At 63.1% G+C, this 20433-nt stretch carries 20 protein-coding genes; 11 read left to right on the top strand and 9 right to left on the bottom strand.

The features are described 5' to 3' along the window. Window positions 1-46 precede the first annotated feature (46 nt). Window positions 47-1174, top strand: a complete 1128-nt coding sequence (locus tag QY049_RS24905; RefSeq protein WP_258763017.1) for an FAD-dependent monooxygenase — start codon at window positions 47-49, stop codon at window positions 1172-1174. Here the strand turns inward: QY049_RS24905 and QY049_RS24900 are convergent. Further along, window positions 1141-1386, bottom strand: coding sequence for a hypothetical protein (locus QY049_RS24900; RefSeq protein WP_194477528.1), 246 nt, complete (start codon window positions 1384-1386; stop codon window positions 1141-1143). The genes QY049_RS24905 and QY049_RS24900 overlap by 34 nt on opposite strands. Window positions 1387-1484: 98 nt before the next feature. Between QY049_RS24900 and QY049_RS24895 the strand changes: the two genes are divergently transcribed. Further along, window positions 1485-1784 (top strand): hypothetical protein, encoded by a 300-nt coding sequence (locus QY049_RS24895; RefSeq protein ID WP_258763015.1) that lies wholly within the window; start codon window positions 1485-1487, stop codon window positions 1782-1784. A 6-nt stretch (window positions 1785-1790) separates the two neighbouring features. Here QY049_RS24895 and mobA read toward each other — a convergent pair whose 3' ends face one another. After that, window positions 1791-2468, bottom strand: coding sequence for a molybdenum cofactor guanylyltransferase MobA (mobA, locus tag QY049_RS24890; protein ID WP_194477526.1), 678 nt, complete (start codon window positions 2466-2468; stop codon window positions 1791-1793). Continuing rightward, a complete protein-coding gene (gene fdhD / locus QY049_RS24885) occupies window positions 2413-3303 on the bottom strand; it encodes a formate dehydrogenase accessory sulfurtransferase FdhD (protein WP_194477525.1) in 891 nt (296 codons plus the stop codon). Before fdhD ends, mobA begins: the two co-directional genes overlap by 56 nt. A gap of 106 nt (window positions 3304-3409) precedes the next feature. Between fdhD and mobB the strand changes: the two genes are divergently transcribed. From mobB to ybaK, 8 genes are all read left to right on the top strand, one after another. Next, entirely contained in the window at window positions 3410-3937 is a 528-nt protein-coding gene (gene mobB, locus QY049_RS24880) for a molybdopterin-guanine dinucleotide biosynthesis protein B (protein ID WP_194482840.1), read from the top strand. 9 nt (window positions 3938-3946) lie between these two features. Beyond that, a complete protein-coding gene (gene glp, locus QY049_RS24875; RefSeq protein ID WP_194477524.1) occupies window positions 3947-5203 on the top strand; it encodes a gephyrin-like molybdotransferase Glp in 1257 nt (418 codons plus the stop codon). Between the two features lie 45 nt (window positions 5204-5248). Then, a complete protein-coding gene (locus tag QY049_RS24870; RefSeq protein WP_194477523.1) occupies window positions 5249-5512 on the top strand; it encodes a sulfurtransferase TusA family protein in 264 nt (87 codons plus the stop codon). 317 nt (window positions 5513-5829) lie between these two features. Then, a complete protein-coding gene (locus QY049_RS24865; protein ID WP_258763013.1) occupies window positions 5830-7482 on the top strand; it encodes an OFA family MFS transporter in 1653 nt (550 codons plus the stop codon). Window positions 7483-7571: 89 nt separating this feature from the next. Continuing rightward, the gene (locus QY049_RS24860) at window positions 7572-7859 is read left to right on the top strand and encodes a hypothetical protein (RefSeq protein ID WP_258763012.1); all 288 of its coding nucleotides are present in this window, start codon (window positions 7572-7574) and stop codon (window positions 7857-7859) included. Between the two features lie 250 nt (window positions 7860-8109). Further along, complete coding sequence (locus QY049_RS24855) at window positions 8110-9819, top strand: NADH-ubiquinone oxidoreductase-F iron-sulfur binding region domain-containing protein (protein WP_301270077.1); 1710 nt, start codon at window positions 8110-8112, stop codon at window positions 9817-9819. Beyond that, on the top strand, window positions 9816-12584 hold the full coding sequence (gene fdhF / locus QY049_RS24850) for a formate dehydrogenase subunit alpha (RefSeq protein ID WP_258763011.1): 2769 nt from the start codon (window positions 9816-9818) through the stop codon (window positions 12582-12584). Before QY049_RS24855 ends, fdhF begins: the two co-directional genes overlap by 4 nt. Window positions 12585-12754: 170 nt before the next feature. After that, window positions 12755-13228: a Cys-tRNA(Pro) deacylase gene (ybaK, locus tag QY049_RS24845; RefSeq protein ID WP_258763010.1), complete on the top strand. Its 474-nt coding sequence runs from the start codon at window positions 12755-12757 to the stop codon at window positions 13226-13228. Window positions 13229-13477: 249 nt separating this feature from the next. Here ybaK and QY049_RS24840 read toward each other — a convergent pair whose 3' ends face one another. The 6 genes from QY049_RS24840 to dctP form a co-directional block, all read right to left on the bottom strand. Further along, window positions 13478-15280: an FAD-dependent oxidoreductase gene (locus tag QY049_RS24840; protein WP_258763009.1), complete on the bottom strand. Its 1803-nt coding sequence runs from the start codon at window positions 15278-15280 to the stop codon at window positions 13478-13480. Next, on the bottom strand, window positions 15277-15963 hold the full coding sequence (locus QY049_RS24835) for a hypothetical protein (protein WP_258763008.1): 687 nt from the start codon (window positions 15961-15963) through the stop codon (window positions 15277-15279). Before QY049_RS24835 ends, QY049_RS24840 begins: the two co-directional genes overlap by 4 nt. A gap of 52 nt (window positions 15964-16015) precedes the next feature. Beyond that, window positions 16016-16450 (bottom strand): type II 3-dehydroquinate dehydratase, encoded by a 435-nt coding sequence (locus QY049_RS24830; protein WP_194477516.1) that lies wholly within the window; start codon window positions 16448-16450, stop codon window positions 16016-16018. Between the two features lie 5 nt (window positions 16451-16455). Continuing rightward, complete coding sequence (locus tag QY049_RS24825) at window positions 16456-17754, bottom strand: TRAP transporter large permease (protein WP_258763007.1); 1299 nt, start codon at window positions 17752-17754, stop codon at window positions 16456-16458. A 2-nt stretch (window positions 17755-17756) separates the two neighbouring features. Then, on the bottom strand, window positions 17757-18269 hold the full coding sequence (locus QY049_RS24820) for a TRAP transporter small permease (RefSeq protein ID WP_258763006.1): 513 nt from the start codon (window positions 18267-18269) through the stop codon (window positions 17757-17759). 96 nt (window positions 18270-18365) lie between these two features. After that, window positions 18366-19355, bottom strand: a complete 990-nt coding sequence (dctP, locus tag QY049_RS24815) for a TRAP transporter substrate-binding protein DctP (protein WP_301270076.1) — start codon at window positions 19353-19355, stop codon at window positions 18366-18368. Window positions 19356-19471: 116 nt separating this feature from the next. Between dctP and QY049_RS24810 the strand changes: the two genes are divergently transcribed. Beyond that, window positions 19472-20206, top strand: a complete 735-nt coding sequence (locus tag QY049_RS24810) for a GntR family transcriptional regulator (RefSeq protein ID WP_194482838.1) — start codon at window positions 19472-19474, stop codon at window positions 20204-20206. The last annotated feature ends 227 nt before the right edge of the window (window positions 20207-20433 follow it).

The raw sequence follows: 20433 nt of genomic DNA, 5'->3' as shown, positions 1-20433 counted from the left end.
CGACGACTCGGCATTCAAGCCGTGCGACGGACAGGGTGGGGGCGCGATGGCAAGGCCGCTTTCGGTTGCGATCGTTGGTGCCGGCATGGGCGGGCTGGCAACGGCCGCGGCGCTCAGGCGCGTCGGCATCGATGTGATGGTCTACGAACAGGCCTCGCAGTTCGCTCGCATCGGCGCGGGCATCCAGATCGGCTGTAACGCGATGAAGGTGTTGCGCGCGCTCGGACTCGAGCAGCGAATGCGTGAGCAGTCGTTCTATCCACGCTCCTGGAACAACCGCGACTGGAAGAGCGGTGACATCAAGTTCGACATGATCTTTGGCGAGAGCGCGGAGGAGAAGTTCGGTGCGCCCTATCTGCTCGCCCATCGCGGCGATCTCCATGCGGCGCTCGCAAGTGTGGTGCCGGATGAGTTCGTGAGGCTCAATCACAAGCTCGTCGGCCTCGACGAGGCCAGCGATGGCGTCCGGCTCACCTTTGCCGACGGCACCAGCGCCGTTGCCGACGCGGTCGTTGGTGCGGATGGTGTTCATTCAGCCGTGCGCGACATCCTGTTTAACACCGCGCCGGTCAAATTCACCGGCCGGATCGCCTACCGCACCACCTATCCTGCCGCGCTGCTTGGCGAGAAGATCGACGATTGCACAAAGTGGTGGGGCGAGGACCGTCACATCGTCATCTATTACGTCAAGCCCGATCGTAGCGAAGTCTATCTCGTCACCAGCCAGCCTGAGCCCAACTTCCGCATAGAGTCCTGGTCCGCGAAGGGTGACGTGCGCGAATTGCGCGCCTCGTTCGAAGGCTTTCACCCGCAGGTCGGTCAGGTGCTTGCAGCTTGCCCCGACGTGCACAAATGGGCGATCATGGATCGCGACGCGCTGGATCGCTGGGCTGATGGCAAGGTGACGCTGCTCGGCGACGCCTGTCATCCAATGACACCCTATATGGCGCAGGGCGCGGCGATGGCGATCGAGGATGCCGCTGTGCTCTCGCGTTGCCTCGACGGCGTCGACCGCGACGGCGCCGCGGATGCCTTTCGCCGTTTCGAGGCGACGCGCAAGGAACGGACCACGCGGGTGCAGGAAACCTCGCGCGCCAACATCTGGCTGAAACAGCGCACCGATACAAGCTGGGTTTACGGCTACGATGCCTGGTCGGCGCCTTTGGCTGCTTGAGCGGCCGCCTCGCGCGCACGCTCGCGTTCCTCGGCCTCGGCGAGCGCACGCTGTGCAGCGGGCGGTAGCGGCTTCGGGTCCGGGGGGACCTCAACGATCTTGTCGCTGCCCGTCGCCTGTTGGCTCAGCCGCTTCGTCCGATCGATCGTGATCGAGAGATCGAACACGAAATCGACGACTGTGAAGATGGCATTCAGGAAAGGGGCGATCATGGCTGATCCGCGGCGTGTCCCAATCGGTAGTCGCCGCCGACCTTGGCTCGGTTCGATTGGCCCATGAACTTGGACGGCCGCCGCCGCGACCAAGGGACATGACTGCATTAACGTCCCTTAATTACCGCAAAATCGCCGTCCTCGTGGCGACCGCCGGCACGCTGTTCTGGCTCTATACGTTCTATGCAATCGCCCATGTCCCGCAGGGCGACGGCACCGGCTTTCAATGGCTCGCGGTGTTTCCGCTCGGCATGGTCTTTGGGCTGTTCTTCCTGCCGGCCTGGCTGCTGGTCGCAATCAACTGGCTACCGCGGTTCACCACCTTGGTCGGCCTTGCCGGTCTGATCGCCTTCGCGATCATCTGGGCCGAGCTCCTCAGCGAATTTCCCAAATCGTAAAGCGGCTCAGGCCGCGTCATCCAGTGCCGCGAGCCGCTCGGCCTCGGCGATGTCTTCGACCGTGTTGGCATTGAAGAACGGATCGAGCGGCTTGGCCGGCCACGTTACCGTCGCCAGCGGATAGCGCGCGGTCCAGCGGTCGATCTTGCGGAGATCCTCGTCGACGAGCGCGTGACGCAGCTCGTCGCGCAAGGCGACGTGCCACAGGCCGATCACCGGATGGGACTGGTCGCCGGATGCGGCGACTGCGAGCTGGGCGTTCTCTCGCATGCGTGCCTTATGCAGGCGCGCCACGAGATCTCGCGGCAGGAATGGACAGTCGCCGGCGGCGCTGAGCACCCATTCGATCTCGGGCCGGTTCGTCGCGGTCCAGTCGAGCGCGGCCAAAATGCCGGCGAGCGGACCGGGGAAGCCGGGCACGTCATCGGCAATGACCTGCAAGCCGAACGCAGCGAAGCGTGCCGGATCGCCGTTGGCATTGAGGATCAGCCCACTACATTGCGGCGACAGACGCGCGATCACGCGCTCCAGAATGGTGCGGCCGCCGATCGTTCGCATCGGCTTGTCGCCGCCGCCCATCCGGCGGGCGAGGCCGCCCGCGAGCAGGACACCTTGCGTGGCCGGAATGTCAGTCGTCACCACCTTCACCCTTGCGCTTGTGCTTGGCCGATTCCTCCTCAACATAAGCGAGGTTCTGGTCGTAGACGATCCGCTCTTCGCCGGCGAGCGCGATGAAGCGTTTTCCGCGCGTGCGCCCGACCAGGGTCAGGCCCACTTGTCGCGCGAGATCGACGCCCCAGGCGGTGAAGCCGGACCGCGACACCAGGATCGGAATGCCCATCCGCACCGTCTTGATCACCATCTCCGAGGTCAGGCGGCCGGTGGTGTAGAGGATCTTGTCGGAGGCATCGACACCGTGGCGGTACATCCAGCCCGCGATCTTGTCGACGGCGTTGTGGCGGCCAACGTCCTCGGTATAGCAGAGCGGCTCGCCCTCCTTGCACAGCACGCAGCCATGGATCGCGCCGGCCTCGAGATAGAGCGAGGGCATGGTGTTGATGGTCTGGGTCATCTGGTAGAGCCAGGACGTGCGGAGCTCGGCCTTTGGCAGTGCCGCGCTCTCGACCGCCTCCAGCAGGTCGCCGAAGGCGGTGCCCTGCGCGCAGCCCGAGGTCTGCGTCCGCTTCTTCAGCTTGGCTTCGAAATTGGTGTGGTGCTCGGTGCGCACCACCACGACCTGGAGGTCGTCGTCGTATTCGACCTCGGTGACCGCGTCGTTATATTTCAGCATGTTCTGGTTCAGCAGATAGCCGAGCGCCAGATATTCCGGATAATCGCCGATCGTCATCATGGTGACGATCTCCTGCGCATTCAGGTAAAGCGTCAGCGGCCGCTCCATCGGCACCTTGATCTCGACCTTGGCGCCGGTCTGGTCGGTCCCGGTCACGCTCTGGGTCAGCCGTGGGTCGTCGGGATTCGGGATAATCAGGGGCACCGGGGCCTTGTCGATCTTCATCATGGCGGTGAGGTTAGCATGACATTCGGGTCAAGCCGATATAAGCATGCGCAGGACGAAGGAGAAGCGGTTCCGGCCGCGTGATGCGGCCGGCGGAGATCGAGTTGCGATGAAAGTCATCGGCCTTGCAGGCTGGAGCGGGGCGGGCAAGACCACGCTGTTGACGCGGCTGATCCCGCATTTCAACGCGCAGGGCCTGCGCATCTCCGTCATCAAGCATGCGCATCATCAGTTCGACGTCGATGTTCCCGGCAAGGATTCCTGGCGCCATCGTGAGGCCGGTGCGGCCGAGGTGCTGGTGGCCTCGTCGAACCGCTGGGCCCTGATGCATGAATTGCGCGGCGCGGCTGAGCCGCAACTGCCGGAACTCTTGAGCAAGCTGTCCGCGGTCGATCTCGTCGTGGTCGAGGGTTTCAAGCGCGAGCCGCATCGCAAGATCGAGGTGCATCGTGCCGCCAACGACAAGCCCCTGCTGTTTCCTGACGATCCCGGCATTGTCGGAATTGCGACCGATGCTGCGGTTGAAACCCGGCTGCCGACCGTCCATCTCGATGATATCGAGGCTGCGGCGGCACTGATGCTGCGCGTGGCGATGCCAGTCGAGGAAGCGGTGGCAAAAAGCACGGCGATTTGCTGACGAGGCACGATGGCACAATTGTCGGACGATTGCTTTGCCTTCGGTGGACCGATGATGTCGGTCGACGAGGCAGTTGGCCTGATCACGGCGCGCGTCAGCGCGATTGCCGATCTCGAGGTGGTTGCGCTTGCCGACGCCGACGGACGCGTGCTGGCGCGCGATGTCGCCGCGCCGCTGCCATTGCCGCCCTTCACGAACTCCGCCGTCGACGGTTACGCCGTCGGCAATGCCGATCTTCCGCAGAGAGCGGAACAGGCATTCCCGCTCGATGGCCGCATCCAGGCCGGCGGCCTTGCACAAGCACCGATCAAGCCGGGCCACACCGCGCGCATTTTCACGGGCGCGCCGATGCCGCCGGGTGCCGAGACCGTCTTCATGCAGGAAGATGTCCGCCTCGACGCGTCAGGCAAGGTCGTGCTGCCACCCGGACTGAAGCCCGGCGCCAATGTCCGGCCGGCAGGCGAGGACATTCCCGTTGGACACGTCGCGCTGCGCGCTGGCCAGCGGCTGCGTCCGCAGCATGTCGCGCTTGCCGCTGCGTTTGGCTTGACGCAACTCGACGTCGTCAGGCGCATCCGTGTCGCGGTGTTTTCCACTGGCGACGAACTGGCCTCGCCGGGCGAGCCGCGCGCGGCCTCGCAGCTGTTCGATTCCAACCGTTTCATGCTGATGGCGATGCTGCGTCGCCTCGGTTGCCAAGTCTCCGATCTCGGCATATTGCGCGACGAGCGCGCCGCGCTCGCGAGTGGTCTGAAGCAGGTTGCAGGTCACCACGATCTGATCCTGACCACGGGTGGTGTCTCGACCGGCGAGGAGGACCACGTCAAGGCGGCGGTCGAAAGCGTCGGCTCGCTCGTGCTGTGGCGGATGGCGATCAAGCCGGGCCGGCCGGTGGCGATGGGCATCATTGGCGGCACGCCGCTGATCGGGCTGCCCGGCAATCCCGTCGCAAGCTTTGTCACCTTCGTGCATGTGGTACGGCCGACCGTGCTGGCGCTCGCCGGCAGTTTGCCGGAACCGCTGTTGCCGATCCCGGTGCGCGCCGCGTTCGCCTACAAGAAAAAGCTTGGCCGCCGCGAATATGTGCGCGCGTCCTTGCGACGTGCAGGGGACGGCACGCTCGAAACAATCAAGTTCCCGCGCGAAGGTGCTGGGCTGCTGTCGTCATTGGTGGCGACAGACGGCCTGATTGAACTGGGCGAAGACATCACGCGCGTCGAGCCGGGCGAGAGCGTGGGTTTCCTGTCCTATGCAGGCCTGATCTGAAGCCACTGCGTTGACGCCCTCGCTCCCTCCCGCCATGTTGCGCACATGACCCGAACGACACTTGATCTCACCGGCCTGAAGTGCCCGCTGCCAGCCTTGAAAACACGCAAGGCGCTGAAGCCATTGCAGCCGGGCGATCAGCTCGAAGTGCACTGCACCGATCCGCTGTCGGTGATTGATATTCCGAACCTGATCCGCGAGACCGGCGACACGGTGGAGATAACCGAGCGCAACGATGCGCGCATCGTGTTCTTGATAGAAAAAGCGAATGGCTCGATAGGCAACGCAAATGCTGCGCTGCGTTCTTGATCGCGTTACCGCGCGGATACCGACCATTTAACTATCGACATCGATCACGGCTTCTGCCCCAATTGACTTTGTCCGTGTGGGCGCGGAGGTTGAGTCTCGTCCGCGATACCCGGATCAACAGGCCATGCACGAAGCCTGCAGATCGATAGGGCATAGAGCCCCGTTAGAGGGGTTAACTTTTCAGACACGCGTGACGATCCTGGCGCGTGTCGGGTGATTGTGCGGAGCAGCAGGGGCAACGGCTGCGCCGTAATGGGCTGAGGAACGGGATCGTAGCGGCAGTCTCGCTCAGAAGGGCGACTGCAGGGGAGGAGTGCATGACGACAATTGAGGGCACTGGGAGCATTTCGGGTGCTGGCGCGGGAATTCTCGATCGCGAACATACAGTAGCGAAGGCCGGCTTCAATCGCTGGCTGGTGCCGCCTGCGGCGCTGTGCATCCATCTCTGCATCGGCATGGCCTATGGCTTCTCGGTGTTCTGGCTGCCGCTCTCGCGCGCGATCGGATTGACCGCGCCCAAGGCCTGCCCGGATATGTCGCTGTGGCAGGAGCTCTTCACCACCACCTGCGACTGGAAGGTCGCGAGCCTGGGCTGGATGTTCACGCTGTTCTTCGTCCTGCTTGGCGTCTCCGCCGCGATCTGGGGCGGCTGGCTCGAACGGGCCGGTCCGCGCAAGGCGGGCTTCGTTGCCGCGCTTTGTTGGGGCGGCGGGCTCCTGGTCGGCGGGCTTGGGGTCTACGTCCATCAACTCTGGATCATGTGGCTCGGGGCCGGCGTCATCGGCGGCGTCGGGCTCGGCCTCGGCTACATCTCGCCGGTGTCGACGCTGATCAAGTGGTTCCCCGATCGCCGCGGCATGGCGACCGGCATGGCCATCATGGGCTTTGGCGGTGGTGCAATGATCGGCGCACCATTTGCCAATCTGCTGATCAACTTTTTCAAGTCGTCGACCGACGTCGGTGTCTGGCAGACCTTCATCGTCATGGGCGTTGTCTATTTCATCTTCATGACGATCGGTGCCTTCGCCTATCGCGTGACGCCGGCTGGCTGGAAGCCTGAGGGCTGGACGCCGCCGAGCGAAAAGAAGACGATGATCACCGAGCATCACGTCCATCTCGACAACGCGCACAAGACGCCGCAGTTCTGGCTGATCTGGTGGGTGCTGTGCTTGAACGTATCTGCCGGTATCGGCGTGATCGGTATGGCTTCGCCGATGCTTCAGGAAATCTTCGCCGGCAAGCTGATCGGGCATCCCGAGCTCACCTTCAGCCAGCTCTCGGCCGATCAGAAGACCGTCATCGCCGGCATCGCGGCCGGCTTTGCCGGCCTGCTCTCGCTGTTCAACATCGGCGGCCGGTTCTTCTGGGCCTCGCTGTCCGACTACATGGGCCGCAAGAACACGTATTATACGTTCTTCATTCTCGGTATCGCGCTCTACGCGCTGGCGCCGACCTTCGCGGCGATGGGCTCGAAACTGCTGTTCGTGCTCGGCTTCGGCATCATCCTGTCGATGTATGGCGGCGGCTTCGCGACGGTGCCGGCCTATCTCGCCGACATGTTCGGGACGCAGTTCGTCGGCGCCATCCACGGCCGGCTGCTGACGGCATGGTCGACCGCAGGCATTATCGGCCCGGTCGTGGTCAACTACATCCGCGAGTTCCAGCTCGCGGCGGGTGTGCCGCGTGATCAGCTCTACAACACCACCATGTACATTCTCTGCGCGATGCTGATCGCAGGTATCATCTGCAACTACCTGATCAAGCCGGTCGCTTCGAAGTGGTACATGAGCGAGGCTGACGTCGCGAAGGTACAGGCGGCAAACGTTGGCGCGGGGCCGGCCCAGACGGGCTCGTTCGGGATCGGCACCGGCGGCCTCGATGGCAAGGCTGCGTTATTCTGGCTCTTCGTCGGCGTTCCGCTGATTTGGGGTGTGTACAAGACGCTCCAGAGCGCGTGGCAGATCTTCTGATCGCAAGGCCATATCGTTGCGGGATGCCGACTGTTCGGCATCCCGCGACATCTGTCTTCCAAATCGAAATGGGACCTAGGGGGATTCCTATGCTTCGCACCCGTATCTGCCTTGCCGCCATGATGCTGGCAGCAAGCCTGCATGCCGCGTCTGCCCAAACCGCGACGGCGGCGCCCGCGACGCCCGCACCTGCTGCTACAACCGACGCCAAGCCGCCGGGCAAGATCAAGCTGACCATGCAGAAGCTGAAAGACATGAAGGCGAAGTGGGCCGCCAACAAGCCGAAGTTGAAGGCGTGCCGCGCTGAGGTGAAGGCCAAGGGGCTTATCGGCGACGATCGCTGGTTCTACATCCAGGATTGCATGGACAAGACCTGAAGCGGGTTCCGCGTTGCGCTTGCATGAGGGGGTATGGCAGGGCGACTGCCTGCCCCCTAACGCATTATAGAGTCGTTCTAAATTTCTCTCTTGCCTCTGGCATACCAGAGATTAAGGTCTGTTCGATGAGGCTCGATCCGTAGGACTCGCGAAACGCGGTTCCCGGGTGGTCGAGGCTGGAAATGAGGGCGGATCGCGATGGTGGTTCCACCTGAGTTCATCGCGCTTTTGAGGAGAACGCGACGTTTCCATGAGCAGCAACGACGACGTTCACAAGGTCAGGGAATTCGAGCATCCGGGCGAAGGACGCCGGCGCGCCAAGGCCACGCCGAAAGGGCGTCAGGTCGATCCGACCGCCTTGCATGAGATCGAGCAGTTGCTCGGCGATCGCCCGAGGCGGCGCGATCTCCTGATCGAATATCTGCACCTGATCCAGGACGAATATCACCAGATCTCGGCGGCCCATTTGGCGGCGCTTGCCGACGAGATGAAACTCGCCTTCGCCGAAGTGTTCGAGACCGCAACCTTCTACGCGCATTTCGACGTGGTGAAGGAAGGCGAGCCCGACATCGCGCCGCTGACGATCCGCGTCTGCGATTCGCTGACCTGCGCGATGCTCGGCGGCGAGAAACTGCTCGAGGATCTGCAGAGCGCTTCGGGTCCCGGCATCCGCGTCGTGCGCGCGCCCTGCGTCGGCCGTTGCGACACGGCTCCTGCCGCGGAAGTCGGCCACAACTTCGTCGACCACGCGACCGTTGCCAATGTGTTGGCGGCCGCAAAGGCCGGCGACCCTCACGCGCATCTGCCGAAATATGTCGACTATGACGCCTACGTCGCGGGCGGTGGCTACAAGCTGCTGGCTCGCCTACGTTCCGGCGATTTGTCGACCGACGATCTGCTGAAGGGGCTCGATGACGCCTCGTTGCGCGGCCTCGGCGGCGCCGGCTTCCCGACGGGACGCAAATGGCGTGCCGTGCTCGGTGAACCCGGCCCGCGCCTGATGGCGATCAACGGCGACGAAGGCGAGCCCGGCACGTTCAAGGACCGCTATTATCTCGAAACCGATCCGCACCGCTTCATCGAGGGCATGCTGATCGGCGCGCATGTGGTGCAGGCCTCCGACGTCTACATCTATCTGCGCGACGAATATCCGGCCTCGCGCGAGATTCTCGAGCGCGAGATTACGAAGCTCCCGGCGGACGGCCCGACGCTGCACATGCGTCGCGGCGCCGGCGCCTATATTTGCGGCGAAGAGTCCTCGCTGCTCGAAAGCATCGAGGGCAAGCGTGGCCTGCCCCGGCACAAGCCGCCTTATCCGTTCCAGGTCGGCCTGTTCGGCCTGCCGACGCTGATCAACAACATCGAGACGCTGTGGTGGGTGCGCGACATCGTCGAGAAGGGCGCCGACTGGTGGAAGGGCAACGGCCGCCATGAGCGCCATGGCCTGCGCAGCTTCTCGGTCTCCGGCCGCGTGAAAAATCCCGGCATGAAGCTCGCGCCCGCTGGCATCACCGTGCGCGAGTTGATCGACGAATACTGCGGCGGCATGGCCGACGGTCATCAGTTCTACGCTTATCTGCCGGGCGGCGCGTCCGGGGGCATCCTGCCGGCATCGATGGACGACATCCCACTCGATTTCGGCACGCTGGAGAAATACGGCTGTTTCATCGGATCGGCCGCGATCGTGATCCTGTCGCAGAAAGACAGCGTGCGCGCGGCGGCACTCAACCTGATGAAGTTCTTCGAGGACGAGAGCTGCGGTCAGTGCACGCCGTGCCGGGTCGGAACCCAGAAGGCTGCGCAGCTGATGCAGAAGCCGGTCTGGAACCGCGCTCTGCTGGAAGAATTGAGCCAGGCGATGCGCGATGCCTCGATCTGCGGGCTCGGACAGGCGGCATCGAATCCGCTGTCCTCCGTGATCAAATATTTCCCTGACGAGTTCAAGGAAGCGGCCGAATGACGAAGATTACGTTCGAGCTCGACGGCAAGCAGGTCGAGGCCAAGCCCGGCGAGACGATCTGGCAGGTCGCAAAACGTCAGGGTCGCGAGATCCCGCATCTGTGCTATTCGCCGGCGCCCGACTATCGCCCCGACGGCAATTGCCGCGCCTGCATGGTCGAGATCGAGGGCGAGCGCGTGCTGGCAGCGTCCTGCAAGCGCACGCCGTCTGTCGGCATGAAGGTCAAGACCGAGAGTGCGCGCGCGGTGTCGGCGCAGAAGATGGTGATGGAACTGCTGGTCGCCGACCAGCCGGCGCGCGAGACCAGCCACGATCCGGATTCGAAATTCTGGCACTGGGCCGAGACGACCGGGGTCACCGAGAGCCGGTTCCCCGCCGCCGAGCGCTGGGCAACCGATGCCAGCCATCCGGCGATGCGCGTCAATCTCGACGCCTGCATCCAGTGTGGCCTCTGCGTGCGCGCCTGCCGCGAGGTCCAGGTCAACGACGTCATCGGCATGGCCTACCGCAACCACGGCGCCAAGATCGTGTTCGACTTCGACGATCCCATGGGCGAATCCACCTGCGTCGCCTGCGGCGAATGCGTGCAGGCCTGCCCGACCGGCGCGCTGATGCCGGCCGTGATGCTCGATGACAAGCAGACCCGCGTGACCTACGCGGACAAGAAGGTGGATTCGCTCTGCCCGTTCTGCGGCGTCGGTTGCCAGGTGACCTATGAGGTCAAGGACGAGAAGGTGATCTATGCCGAGGGCCGCGATGGTCCGGCCAATCACAATCGTCTTTGTGTGAAAGGCCGCTTCGGCTTCGACTATATCCACCACCCGCATCGCCTGACGAAGCCGCTGGTGCGGCTGCCGAATGCGAAGAAGGATGCCAACGACCAGGTCGATCCCGCCAATCCCTTCACCCATTTCCGCGAGGCGAGCTGGGACGAAGCGCTCGACATCGCCGCCAGGGGCCTCGTCAAGATCCGCGACGAGAAGGGCGTGAAGGCGCTGGCCGGCTTCGGCTCGGCCAAGGGTTCGAACGAAGAGGCCTATCTGTTCCAGAAGCTGGTGCGCACCGGCTTCGGCTCGAACAATGTCGACCACTGCACCCGCCTGTGCCACGCCTCGTCGGTGGCGGCGCTGTTCGAGGGCTTAAGCTCGGGCGCGGTGTCGGCGCCGTTCTCCGCCGCGATGGATGCCGAAGTGATCTGGGTGATCGGCGCCAACCCGACCGTGAACCACCCGGTCGCGGCGACCTTTATCAAGAACGCGGTCAAGCAGAACGGCGCCAAGCTGTTCGTGATGGACCCGCGCCGGCAGACGCTGTCGCGTCATGCGACCGAGCATCTCCAGTTCAAGCCCGGCTCCGACGTCGCCATGCTGAACGCGATGATCCACACGATCATCACCGAAGGCCTGACCGACGACCAGTACATTGCCGGCTACACCGAGGGGTTCGAAGACCTCGAGGAGAAGATCAAGGAATTCACGCCCGAGAAGATGGAGGCGATCTGCGGCATCCCGGCGCAGACGCTGCGCGAGGTCGCGCGCACCTATGCGCGCGCGAAATCGTCGATCATCTTCTGGGGCATGGGCATCAGCCAGCACGTCCACGGCACCGACAATGCGCGGTGCCTGATTGCGCTGGCGCTGATCACCGGCCAGGTCGGCCGCCCCGGCACCGGCCTGCATCCGCTGCGCGGCCAGAACAACGTGCAGGGAGCGTCGGATGCCGGCCTGATCCCGATGTTCCTGCCGGACTACCAGCCGGTCGGCCGCGATGATCTGCGCGGCAGTTTCGAAAAGCTCTGGCAGCAGGATCTCGATCCCGTGCGTGGCTTGACCGTGGTCGAGATCATGAACGCGATCCACGCCGGCGAGATCACGGGCATGTATATCGAGGGTGAAAATCCTGCGATGTCCGATCCTGATTTGCAGCACGCGCGCCAGGCGCTCGCGATGCTCGATCATCTTGTGGTGCAGGATCTCTTCGTCACCGAGACCGCGTTCCACGCCGACGTCATCCTGCCGGCCTCGGCTTTTGCCGAGAAGGACGGCTCCTTCACCAACACCGATCGCCGCGTGCAGCTCGCGCGCCAGGTGATCAAGCCGCCGGGCGATGCGCGGCAGGATCTCTGGATCATCCAGGAGATCGGCAAGCGCATGGGCCTGCCATGGAACTATGCCGGCCCGGGCGACGTCTACACCGAGATGGCCGAGCTGATGCCGTCGCTGAAGAACATCAGCTGGGAGCGGCTGGTGCGCGAAGGCGCCGTCACCTATCCGGCCGACGATCCGCTACTGCCGGGCAACGAGATCATCTTCACCACGGGCTTTCCGACCGCGAGCGGCCGCGGCAAGATCGTGCCGGCCAAGGTCATTCCGCCGGACGAGCTGCCCGACGCCGAATATCCGATGGTCTTGTCCACCGGCCGCGTGCTCGAACACTGGCACACCGGGTCGATGACCCGCCGCGCGCAGGTGCTCGACCAGATCGAGCCGGAGGCGGTCGCGTTCATGTCGCCAAAGGACATGCGCAAGAAGAAGCTGGTGCCGGGCGATTTCATCCGGCTCGAGACCCGCCGCGGCGCCGTCGAGGTCAAGGTGCGCTCCGACCGCGACGTGCCGGAGAACATGGTGTTCATGCCGTTCTGCTACGCCGAAGCGGCCGCGAACCTGTTGACCAACCCGGCGCTCGATCCGTTCGGCAAGATTCCGGAATTCAAGTTCTGCGCCGCGCGGGCCGAACGGGCGGAGATGCGGGACGCGGCGGAGTAGCAATCCGCGCAAAACAACCCCATGTACAGTAGAACGGGGGTTGAACGGCTTGAGCAATTTTCGGTCTTGCCGAAAATTGCTTGCGGCGTCGGGCAAAACACCTGTATGATTGCATGATCACCAACAGCGTCCGGCTTCGCCGCCCGTAACGACGGTGGTAAAGGTGACCAATGTCCAAAGTCACCCCGGCCACCCGCGCGCTGACAGTCGCCGGTGTCGCCTTCACAGTCCATGCTTACGACTACGATCCCGACGCCGAGAGCATCGGCCTGCAGGCGGCCGCCGCGCTTGGCGAGGACCCTGCGTGCGTGTTGAAGACCCTGATGACGCTGGTCGACGGCAAGCCGGTCTGCGTGATCGTCCCGTCCGACCAGGAAGTCTCGATGAAGAAACTCGCCGCCGCCGTGAGCGGCAAGTCGGCGCAGATGATGAAGCCGCCGGAGGCAGAGCGCGTCACCGGCTACAAGGTCGGCGGCATCAGCCCGTTCGGGCAGCGCAAGCAGGTCGCCATCGTGATCGAGCAGAGCGCCCTCAGCCATGAAATGGTCTATCTCAATGGCGGCCAGCGCGGTTTGCAGGTGCGGATGAAGCCAACCGATGTGAGGGACGTCGTCAAGGCGGTCGTGGCGGACGTGCTTGCCTGACGGCCCGTGAGACAAAGCGAGAGATCGGCGTGCGGCGCGTGCCCATATTTCCGGCAATCGCCAAGCTGATCGATCCCACCGGGTTTCCGCAATAGGAGGCAGCATGTTCACGCGAACCGATATCGCCGTGGCTCGTGTTTGGGCGGAGGTCCGCTCCGGGGCAATGCTGACGGTCGGCGGGCAGCGTGCCAAGGTCGGCTATGGGCGACAAGCTGACAAGCTATGCTTCTTGGCCAGCAGCCGCGGACCTTAGGCTCGGTAGGCCGTTAACGCTCCGGCCGCATCCATTGCCGCACACCAGCCAAATACGATTGCCGGGCCCAGCATTGTACCCGGTCCCGGATAGGTCCCGCGAAAAATTGAAACGGCGTCGTTGCCTGCCGCATAGAGCCCGCTCAACACCTCGCCGTCACTCCGAAGCACACGTCCGCGTTCATCGGTTCGTAATCCGGCGCTGCTTGCGAGATCGGATGGCCAGACTGCGAGGGCATAGTAGGGGCCCCGTCCGAGGCTGCGCATGCACGGGTTCGGCTTGTTCGCCGGGTCGCCGTTGAAACGATTGAGTTCGCTTGCGCCTCGGCCGAACTCTTCGTCGACGCCGGTCTCCGCGTAACCATTGTAGCGCTCGATCGTGGCGTGAAGCTCGCCCGGCTCGCTGCCGATCTTTCGCGCCAACTCCTCGATTGAATCAGCTACGATCAAGTAGCCGGCGTCGCAAAATCGTTTGAGGTTACGTGTGCCGGGGTGGATGAGACCGAGCCCGTATTCGGCGATGAAGCGTCGATCGCAAACGAGAAAAGAGGGCACCCGGGAGGCCTTGCCACCTGCTCGAAGCATGGCTGCAACGAAGTCGTGGTAGGAGTCGGCCTCGTTGACGAAACGACGGCCGGAGCCGTCGACAGCAAGAAGCCCCGGCTTCGCGCGGTCGAGGATGATGTGGGGGAAGACGGAGAGATATCCGTCGGGCTGCCGCATGACCGAACTCGGCATCCACAGCGCAGGGCTCTCCAGATCGGAGACGATCTCGCCACCAACAGCTTCGGCGGCGCAAAGTCCATCTCCGCAATTGGATTCGGGCGCCAGCGAGAAGCGCCGTGCCGGAGGCGGAAGCAGTCGTTCGCGAAGTTCAGCACTCCATCCGATGCCGCCGGTCGCCAGTACGACACCCTTGCGGGCACGTATACAGAGCGTGCGACCAGGAACGTTGACGATCAGGCCAATCACCCGCCCATCTTCGACCACCAGTTGCCGGAGGACAGCTTCAAATCGCACATCGACGCCTGCTCGGCGCACATCGTAGAACAGCCGGGCGGCAAGCGCGTTGCCCATGACGAGGCGGGTTCCGCGCTGGAAGCGAATGCGGTCGAGCCCGTGTCGCGCCAGCATACCGAAAGCGTGTATCAAATTCTTCCATGACCGAAACGGGTGCAGGAGCGGATCGATGTCGGCTTTTCCGATCATCATACCGCCTAGCACCGTGAATTCGCGACGCGGCGGCCTCAGCCGGTCGAAGTCGGCGCCGAGCTTGCGGCCGTCGAAGGGGACAGCGGCGAGAGCCCTTCCACCGATGGCGGCCCCCGGAAGCGCCTTGTAGTCAGGGTGAACAGGGGGCGCGGTGAATCGAACGCTTGATCGTGCTTCAAGATCGTCCAGCACCAGAGGTCCCATCCGGAGATATGCATCCAAACGCGCGTCGCTAGCATGGTTGCCGAGCAGCGCACCCAGATAAGTTCTCGCGGCTTCGACGGTGTCCGGTCTGCCCACGCTCCAGCTTAGGCTGCTGCCGGGAATCCAGACGCTGCCTGCCGAAAAGGCGGTGGTGCCACCCACCTTGTCCGTTTTTTCACAGAGGACAACCTCGAGCCCTTCGAGCGCGCCGACGAGAGCCGCGGTCATGCCCGCGGCACCCGCTCCTACCACAACAAGGTCAGTCTCGACGTCCCACGGTTGTTCGCGATGCGCCTGCGCAGCCCAGACCTCAGGAGCGCGCGCCTGCATGCTCGTATCGCCGACGTTACCGGGCACCCCGGTCGCGCCAGCGACGATCGTCACTCCACGTCCTCCGCTGTCAGGAGATAAGCGAGATCGTATATGCCATCCTCATGCGAGGTGACGGTCAATGCTGTATGCAGCAGCTCTTGCACGTCGGGAACCACCCGGGTCAGTTCACGACGGCCGACGCCGTCGACCAGAACGACCGCGTCGAAGACGTCCTCGCCGGTCGAGGCACGGAGTTCGCTTTCCCGTGTCCTGATCCGTGTCGTCTGCGGTGCGGCCACGCCGAGATGGGCGCCGCAGACGCCGTCGAGAAGAGCGATGCGATGCGCCAGACGGTCGGCAATCGCCTCGAAACCGGCCAGAGCTTCCTTACCCATAGCAAGCCTGATCGTGGCCATTGCGCCCCCCATCCCGCGTCCCACGCTGGCAGATAGAATGCAGGCCGAACGCGCGAAGTTGCGAAAGTTGGGTTGGACGCGGTTGCTCCAATGCGTCGGGTTGTTGAGGCGTGCCCGGTAGTCGTCGGAGCTCAGCACTTCGAGCGTACGCGTCTCGTAAAGCGTGAACCAGCGCTGGTGGACCAAATTCCAGTCGACGCCACGCCGACCGGCGAGAAAGCCCGGGACGCCGAGCCGCTCGGGCATATGCTGGCGCGTATGCCAGTCGCTGTATTCCGCCTCGCCGCTGGCCTCGATATCGTGCCAGATCGCCATGAAAGCCCTGCCTTTGAGCGGCATCGCGATTCCTCCTGAAAACAAGCCCTGAAAATCTGCCGCTCCGGACGGCCGGTTAGCCCAGTATCTCCTTCATCGCTGCGACTGCGATGCGATATCCGTTGGCTCCAAGGCCGGCGATCACGGAGGTCGCGACCTTCGATACCAGCGAATTGTGATAGAGGCTCTCGCGCCGATGAATGTTGGAGATATGCAATTCGATGATCGGGCCGGAAAACATCTTCAGCGCGTCCATCAGGGCGATCGAGGTGAAGGACCAGCCGGCCGGATTGACGATGACTCCAACGCCGCCGTCATCGGTCGCCTCGTGAATCCATTCGATCATCTGGCTCTCGGCGTTGGTCTGGTGGAACGCTAAGGGACGATCGCCGGCTTCCTTGCGGCACATCGCCTCGATTTCGGCGAGCGTGGTGCGTCCATAAATCTCCGGCTCGCGTTTGCCGAGCCGGTTCAGGTTCGGCCCGTTGAGAACGTAGATCGCATTCTGCATAATTTTCAGCCCTTATAGCCAAACAGCCGCGGCAACCAAAGCACGGCATCGGGGATGGTCGCGATGATGACGAGCACGATCAGAGACATGATGATGAACGGCGCCGCTTCCCGCACGATGCGCGCGAGCGGCTGCTTGGTCATGTTGGCCAGCACGAACAGCAACAGCCCATAGGGCGGCGTCAAGAGGCCGATCATGATGTTGACTACGACCACCACGCCGAAATGCACCAGATCGATACCCAGGGCTTTTGCCGTCGGGATGAAAATGGGCACGATGATCAAGAGTATCGTCGTGCCCTCGAGCAGGCAGCCGAGGACCAGCAACAAGACGTTCACAGCCAGCATGAATACCGGTGCGCTCATGGCATGGCCCTGCATGAGGCGCGCCAGAGAGGCTGGAACATTCTCGATCGTGACCACGTAATTGAAGATCATCGCTCCTGCGATCAGCATGCCGATCGAGGCCGTGGCCTTGCTGCTGGTCAGGATGGTCTCGTAGAGCTGCCTCCAACTCACGGCGCGGTAAAGCACGGTCGAGGCGAATAGCGCATAGAAGGCGGCCGCCGCTGCACCTTCCGTCGGCGTCATCACACCGCCATAGATGCCGAACAGCAGGATCACCGGCAGCATCAGCGCCGGGAAAGCCCGCAATGTGATCCGTGGCACCTCTTTCAGCGGGATCGCCGGCTCAACCGGGTAATTGCGCCGACGCGCGATGATCGAGTTCATCACCATGAAGGCGATGCCGAGCATGACGCCCGGCACGAAGCCGCCGAGGAACAGGTAACCAATGGAGGTGTCGGAAACGAGGGCATAAACCACCATCGGGATCGAGGGCGGAATAATGGGGCCGATGATGGCGGCGGAGGCGGTGATCGCCGCCGCATAAGCCACCGGGTAGCGGTTCTCTTTGGTCATCATGCCGATGATGATCCGGCCGATGCCGACCGCGTCGGCGATCGCCGAACCGGACATGCCGGCGAAGATCATGTTGGAGACGACATTGACGTGGCCGAGGCCGCCGCGGAAGCGGCCGACCAGCACCAGACAGAACCGCAGCAGCCGGTCGGTCAGGCTACCGATGTTCATCAGGTCGGCAGCGAGGATGAACAGCGGGATCGCAAGAAGGACGTAGCTGTTGAACAGGCCGTTGAGGATCTGCTCGGCGGCCGTGCCGAGGTCAAGGCCCTTGAGCAGCAGATAGAAGATCGACGAGACGATCATCGCGTGACCGATCGGCAGGCCGAGGGCGCCGAGCAGCACGATGCCGATGATGCAGAGGGCGAAGGGGGAGATAATCATTCTCAGTCCCCGAGCTCCGCGGGGTTGGTCGTGGGCGACGCATCGCCGCGGAAGGCGCGCCACATCAGCCAGAGGTAGCGCACGATACATGCGACCGCAAAGATGATGAAGACCGAATACATCCAGTTGAGCGGCACGCGCAGATAGGCCGAATGCTCGACCTTCATGAAGCTGACGTAGCTGTAGGCCGCCGGCAGCGAGATGGCGTACATCAAGACCAGCGCAAGGCCGGTGATGACGGTGAAGACCCGTCGCATGCGCTCTGAAATCTGCGAGTAGATGATGTCGAAGCGGATCTCCTCCGCCTCCTTGACCGTGAATGCCGCTCCCCACAAGACCGTCCACAGCCAGGTGGTGATGATGAGTTCCTCCGACCACCCGAGTGGATCATTGAGGACGTAGCGGAAGACGATCTGCAGGATAAACGTGCCAAACATCACCGCCAGCAACGCCACGGCAACGTTCTCTGCGCGATGCCTGAGCCAGTGCGCGACGGCGATGAGACGGGGATGCATTGGCGCTCTTTCGGCGGTGCGTATCCGGAGCAAGCAAGCCGCTACGGCGGACGACCGGCTGTAAGAGGCGTCGGTCGTCCGTGTAAGGGGCTTGCCTTACGCGATTGCGTTGATGGCTTCGAGCGCGCCGGTCGGCCAATCCTTGCCGTACTTGTCGATGTACTTCTTCTGGGCATAAGTCCGAAAGGCGGCCACGTCCGGCGCGTAGACCTTCTTGCCCTCCTTCTTGAAGTATTCGAGCGTCTCGGCCTCCTGAGAGTCGAAACGCTTGATGTTCTCCGCCGACATCTTATCCGCGGCCGCCTGGAATTCGGCTTGCTGCGCTGGACTCAGCGCATCCCAGATCTTGGAGCGGATGACCATCACGTCGTAGGCGATGACATGCTTTGTCAGGACGAATTGCGTCGTCACCTCGTCGAACTTCATGAGCTTCGAGGCGACGACCGGATTGTCCTGCCCATCGACGGTGCCCGTCTGAAGTGCCGTGTAGAGCTCGGCATAGGCGACCGGCGTCGGGTTGGCGCCGAGCGACTCGCCGAGGAACTGCCAGAACTCCCCTGGCGGCATCCGCAGCTTGATGCCGGCCATGTCGGCGGGCGTCTTGATTTCCTTCGTCGGCTTCAAATTGACACTGCGCGGGCCGAAATAGACCGGCGTGATGACCTGGATGCCGAGCTGATCCTTGGCCATCTTGATGAAGGTTTTCCCGATGTCGCTCTTGAACGTTTTCGCCATGTGGTCGGCATCGCGGAAAAGGAACGCCGAAGTGAGCAACGACCAGGCCGGGATCTGCTTGGAGATGTCGGCAGGCGCGAGGTTACACAGATCCAGATTGTCCCGCTGGAGCGCGACCAATTCGGCGCCCTGCTTGAACAGGGTGTTGCCCCAATACGGCTCGAACTCGAACTGGTCTTTGATCGCCGCAGCGAATTCCTTGTAGGCCTGGGCTCGCAGGTCAGTTTCGGTGAAGGCGGCACTGAAGCGCAGCTTTGTGGCGGCACGGACGGTTGTGGGGACGATTGTCGCCGCGGCGAGCATGGAGGCGCCGGCAGCCAGAACGCGACGGCGCGAATAGGACGCTCTCATTGATATTCCTCCCAGGGCGTTCTTGTACTTTCTGTGAGCCAACTATCCCTCTTGCGATCCGCGGTTCAATGGTCAAAAATACAATCGTCATATGATTTGGAGATCATCGGTTGATCATGCACGGCAACCAACCTCGGACGCTCGCCGAAACGGCTGGCGAAAGGGCTTACCGCCGGATCCGGGACGACATAATCGCCGGGGCTCTCGCGCCTTCACAAAGGCTCAGGCTCGACGCGCTGAAGGAGACCTACGGCGTCAGTGTCAGCACGCTACGCGAACTCCTCAACCGACTGACTTCGGAAGGACTGATTGTTGCCGAGGGCGCGCGCGGCTTCGAGGTGGCGTCCATCTCGGTTCAGAACTTCAAGGAGGTTGCGAACCTGCGCCAGCTTTTGGAGAGCCATGCCCTGGAGGCATCGTTTGCAGGCGGCGATATGGAATGGGAAGGGCGAGTTGTAGCGGCGCACCACAAGCTTTCCGTGGTCGAGGCGCGCCTGCTCGCGGGCAATCGCACGGGTACCGACGTCTGGAAGCGCTACGATTTCGAATTCCATCATGCGCTGCTGTCGGCTTGCGGCTCGAAGGTGCTGCTCGATACGCATTCGGCCGTTTTCGATAAATATCTGCGTTACCTGATTATCGCCGTCGTCTTTCGCGGCGAGGTCACCGCGCGCGAGCATCGCGCGCTGCTCGAATGCGCCCTCAAGCGCGACGTCCGGACCGCCAAAGACGTGCTCGTCCGGCACATCCAGGAGTGCGTCGCGTTCACATTGGCTAAAGGTCAGATAGCCGGGAACGCTACTGGCCGAACGACGATGAGAGGCAAAAGGTCAGCCCTTGGCGTCGACTGAGTTGGAGCAAAGGTCCGCGCCAATTACGTCTGCAGGGCATCATGCAATTGAAGAGGCTGGCTTGCACCTTGGGCAGCGGATGATCGTCCTAGCGGGAACTTGGGACCCCGCCACTAGGAGCAAGCCGCAAGGACGGCAACGGATAAGAACGACCAGTCCGCTAATGGGATGGTCCGGCCGTGCTCCCGCCCCGCCAGCAAGCGAAGCTGGCAAGGGGCTAAAGACAA

The sequence above is a fragment of the Bradyrhizobium sp. WYCCWR 13022 genome (assembly GCF_030435535.1).
Taxonomy (GTDB): domain Bacteria; phylum Pseudomonadota; class Alphaproteobacteria; order Rhizobiales; family Xanthobacteraceae; genus Bradyrhizobium.
This window is presented reverse-complemented; position numbering and strand designations above follow the sequence as displayed.

Bases quoted from the DNA above. Each gene is read 5' to 3' on its own strand.
- QY049_RS24855 (WP_301270077.1), top strand. From the start codon at position 8,110: ATGAGCAGCAACGACGACGTTCACAAGGTCAGGGAATTCGAGCATCCG.
- ybaK (WP_258763010.1), top strand. From the start codon at position 12,755: ATGTCCAAAGTCACCCCGGCCACCCGCGCGCTGACAGTCGCCGGTGTC.
- mobB (WP_194482840.1), top strand. From the start codon at position 3,410: ATGAAAGTCATCGGCCTTGCAGGCTGGAGCGGGGCGGGCAAGACCACG.
- QY049_RS24820 (WP_258763006.1), bottom strand. From the start codon at position 18,269: ATGCATCCCCGTCTCATCGCCGTCGCGCACTGGCTCAGGCATCGCGCA.
- QY049_RS24900 (WP_194477528.1), bottom strand. From the start codon at position 1,386: ATGATCGCCCCTTTCCTGAATGCCATCTTCACAGTCGTCGATTTCGTG.
- mobA (WP_194477526.1), bottom strand. From the start codon at position 2,468: ATGTTGAGGAGGAATCGGCCAAGCACAAGCGCAAGGGTGAAGGTGGTG.
- glp (WP_194477524.1), top strand. From the start codon at position 3,947: ATGGCACAATTGTCGGACGATTGCTTTGCCTTCGGTGGACCGATGATG.
- QY049_RS24835 (WP_258763008.1), bottom strand. From the start codon at position 15,963: ATGCCGCTCAAAGGCAGGGCTTTCATGGCGATCTGGCACGATATCGAG.
- QY049_RS24865 (WP_258763013.1), top strand. From the start codon at position 5,830: ATGACGACAATTGAGGGCACTGGGAGCATTTCGGGTGCTGGCGCGGGA.
- QY049_RS24830 (WP_194477516.1), bottom strand. From the start codon at position 16,450: ATGCAGAATGCGATCTACGTTCTCAACGGGCCGAACCTGAACCGGCTC.
- QY049_RS24895 (WP_258763015.1), top strand. From the start codon at position 1,485: ATGACTGCATTAACGTCCCTTAATTACCGCAAAATCGCCGTCCTCGTG.
- dctP (WP_301270076.1), bottom strand. From the start codon at position 19,355: ATGAGAGCGTCCTATTCGCGCCGTCGCGTTCTGGCTGCCGGCGCCTCC.
- QY049_RS24810 (WP_194482838.1), top strand. From the start codon at position 19,472: ATGCACGGCAACCAACCTCGGACGCTCGCCGAAACGGCTGGCGAAAGG.
- fdhD (WP_194477525.1), bottom strand. From the start codon at position 3,303: ATGATGAAGATCGACAAGGCCCCGGTGCCCCTGATTATCCCGAATCCC.
- QY049_RS24860 (WP_258763012.1), top strand. From the start codon at position 7,572: ATGCTTCGCACCCGTATCTGCCTTGCCGCCATGATGCTGGCAGCAAGC.
- QY049_RS24905 (WP_258763017.1), top strand. From the start codon at position 47: ATGGCAAGGCCGCTTTCGGTTGCGATCGTTGGTGCCGGCATGGGCGGG.
- QY049_RS24870 (WP_194477523.1), top strand. From the start codon at position 5,249: ATGACCCGAACGACACTTGATCTCACCGGCCTGAAGTGCCCGCTGCCA.
- QY049_RS24825 (WP_258763007.1), bottom strand. From the start codon at position 17,754: ATGATTATCTCCCCCTTCGCCCTCTGCATCATCGGCATCGTGCTGCTC.
- fdhF (WP_258763011.1), top strand. From the start codon at position 9,816: ATGACGAAGATTACGTTCGAGCTCGACGGCAAGCAGGTCGAGGCCAAG.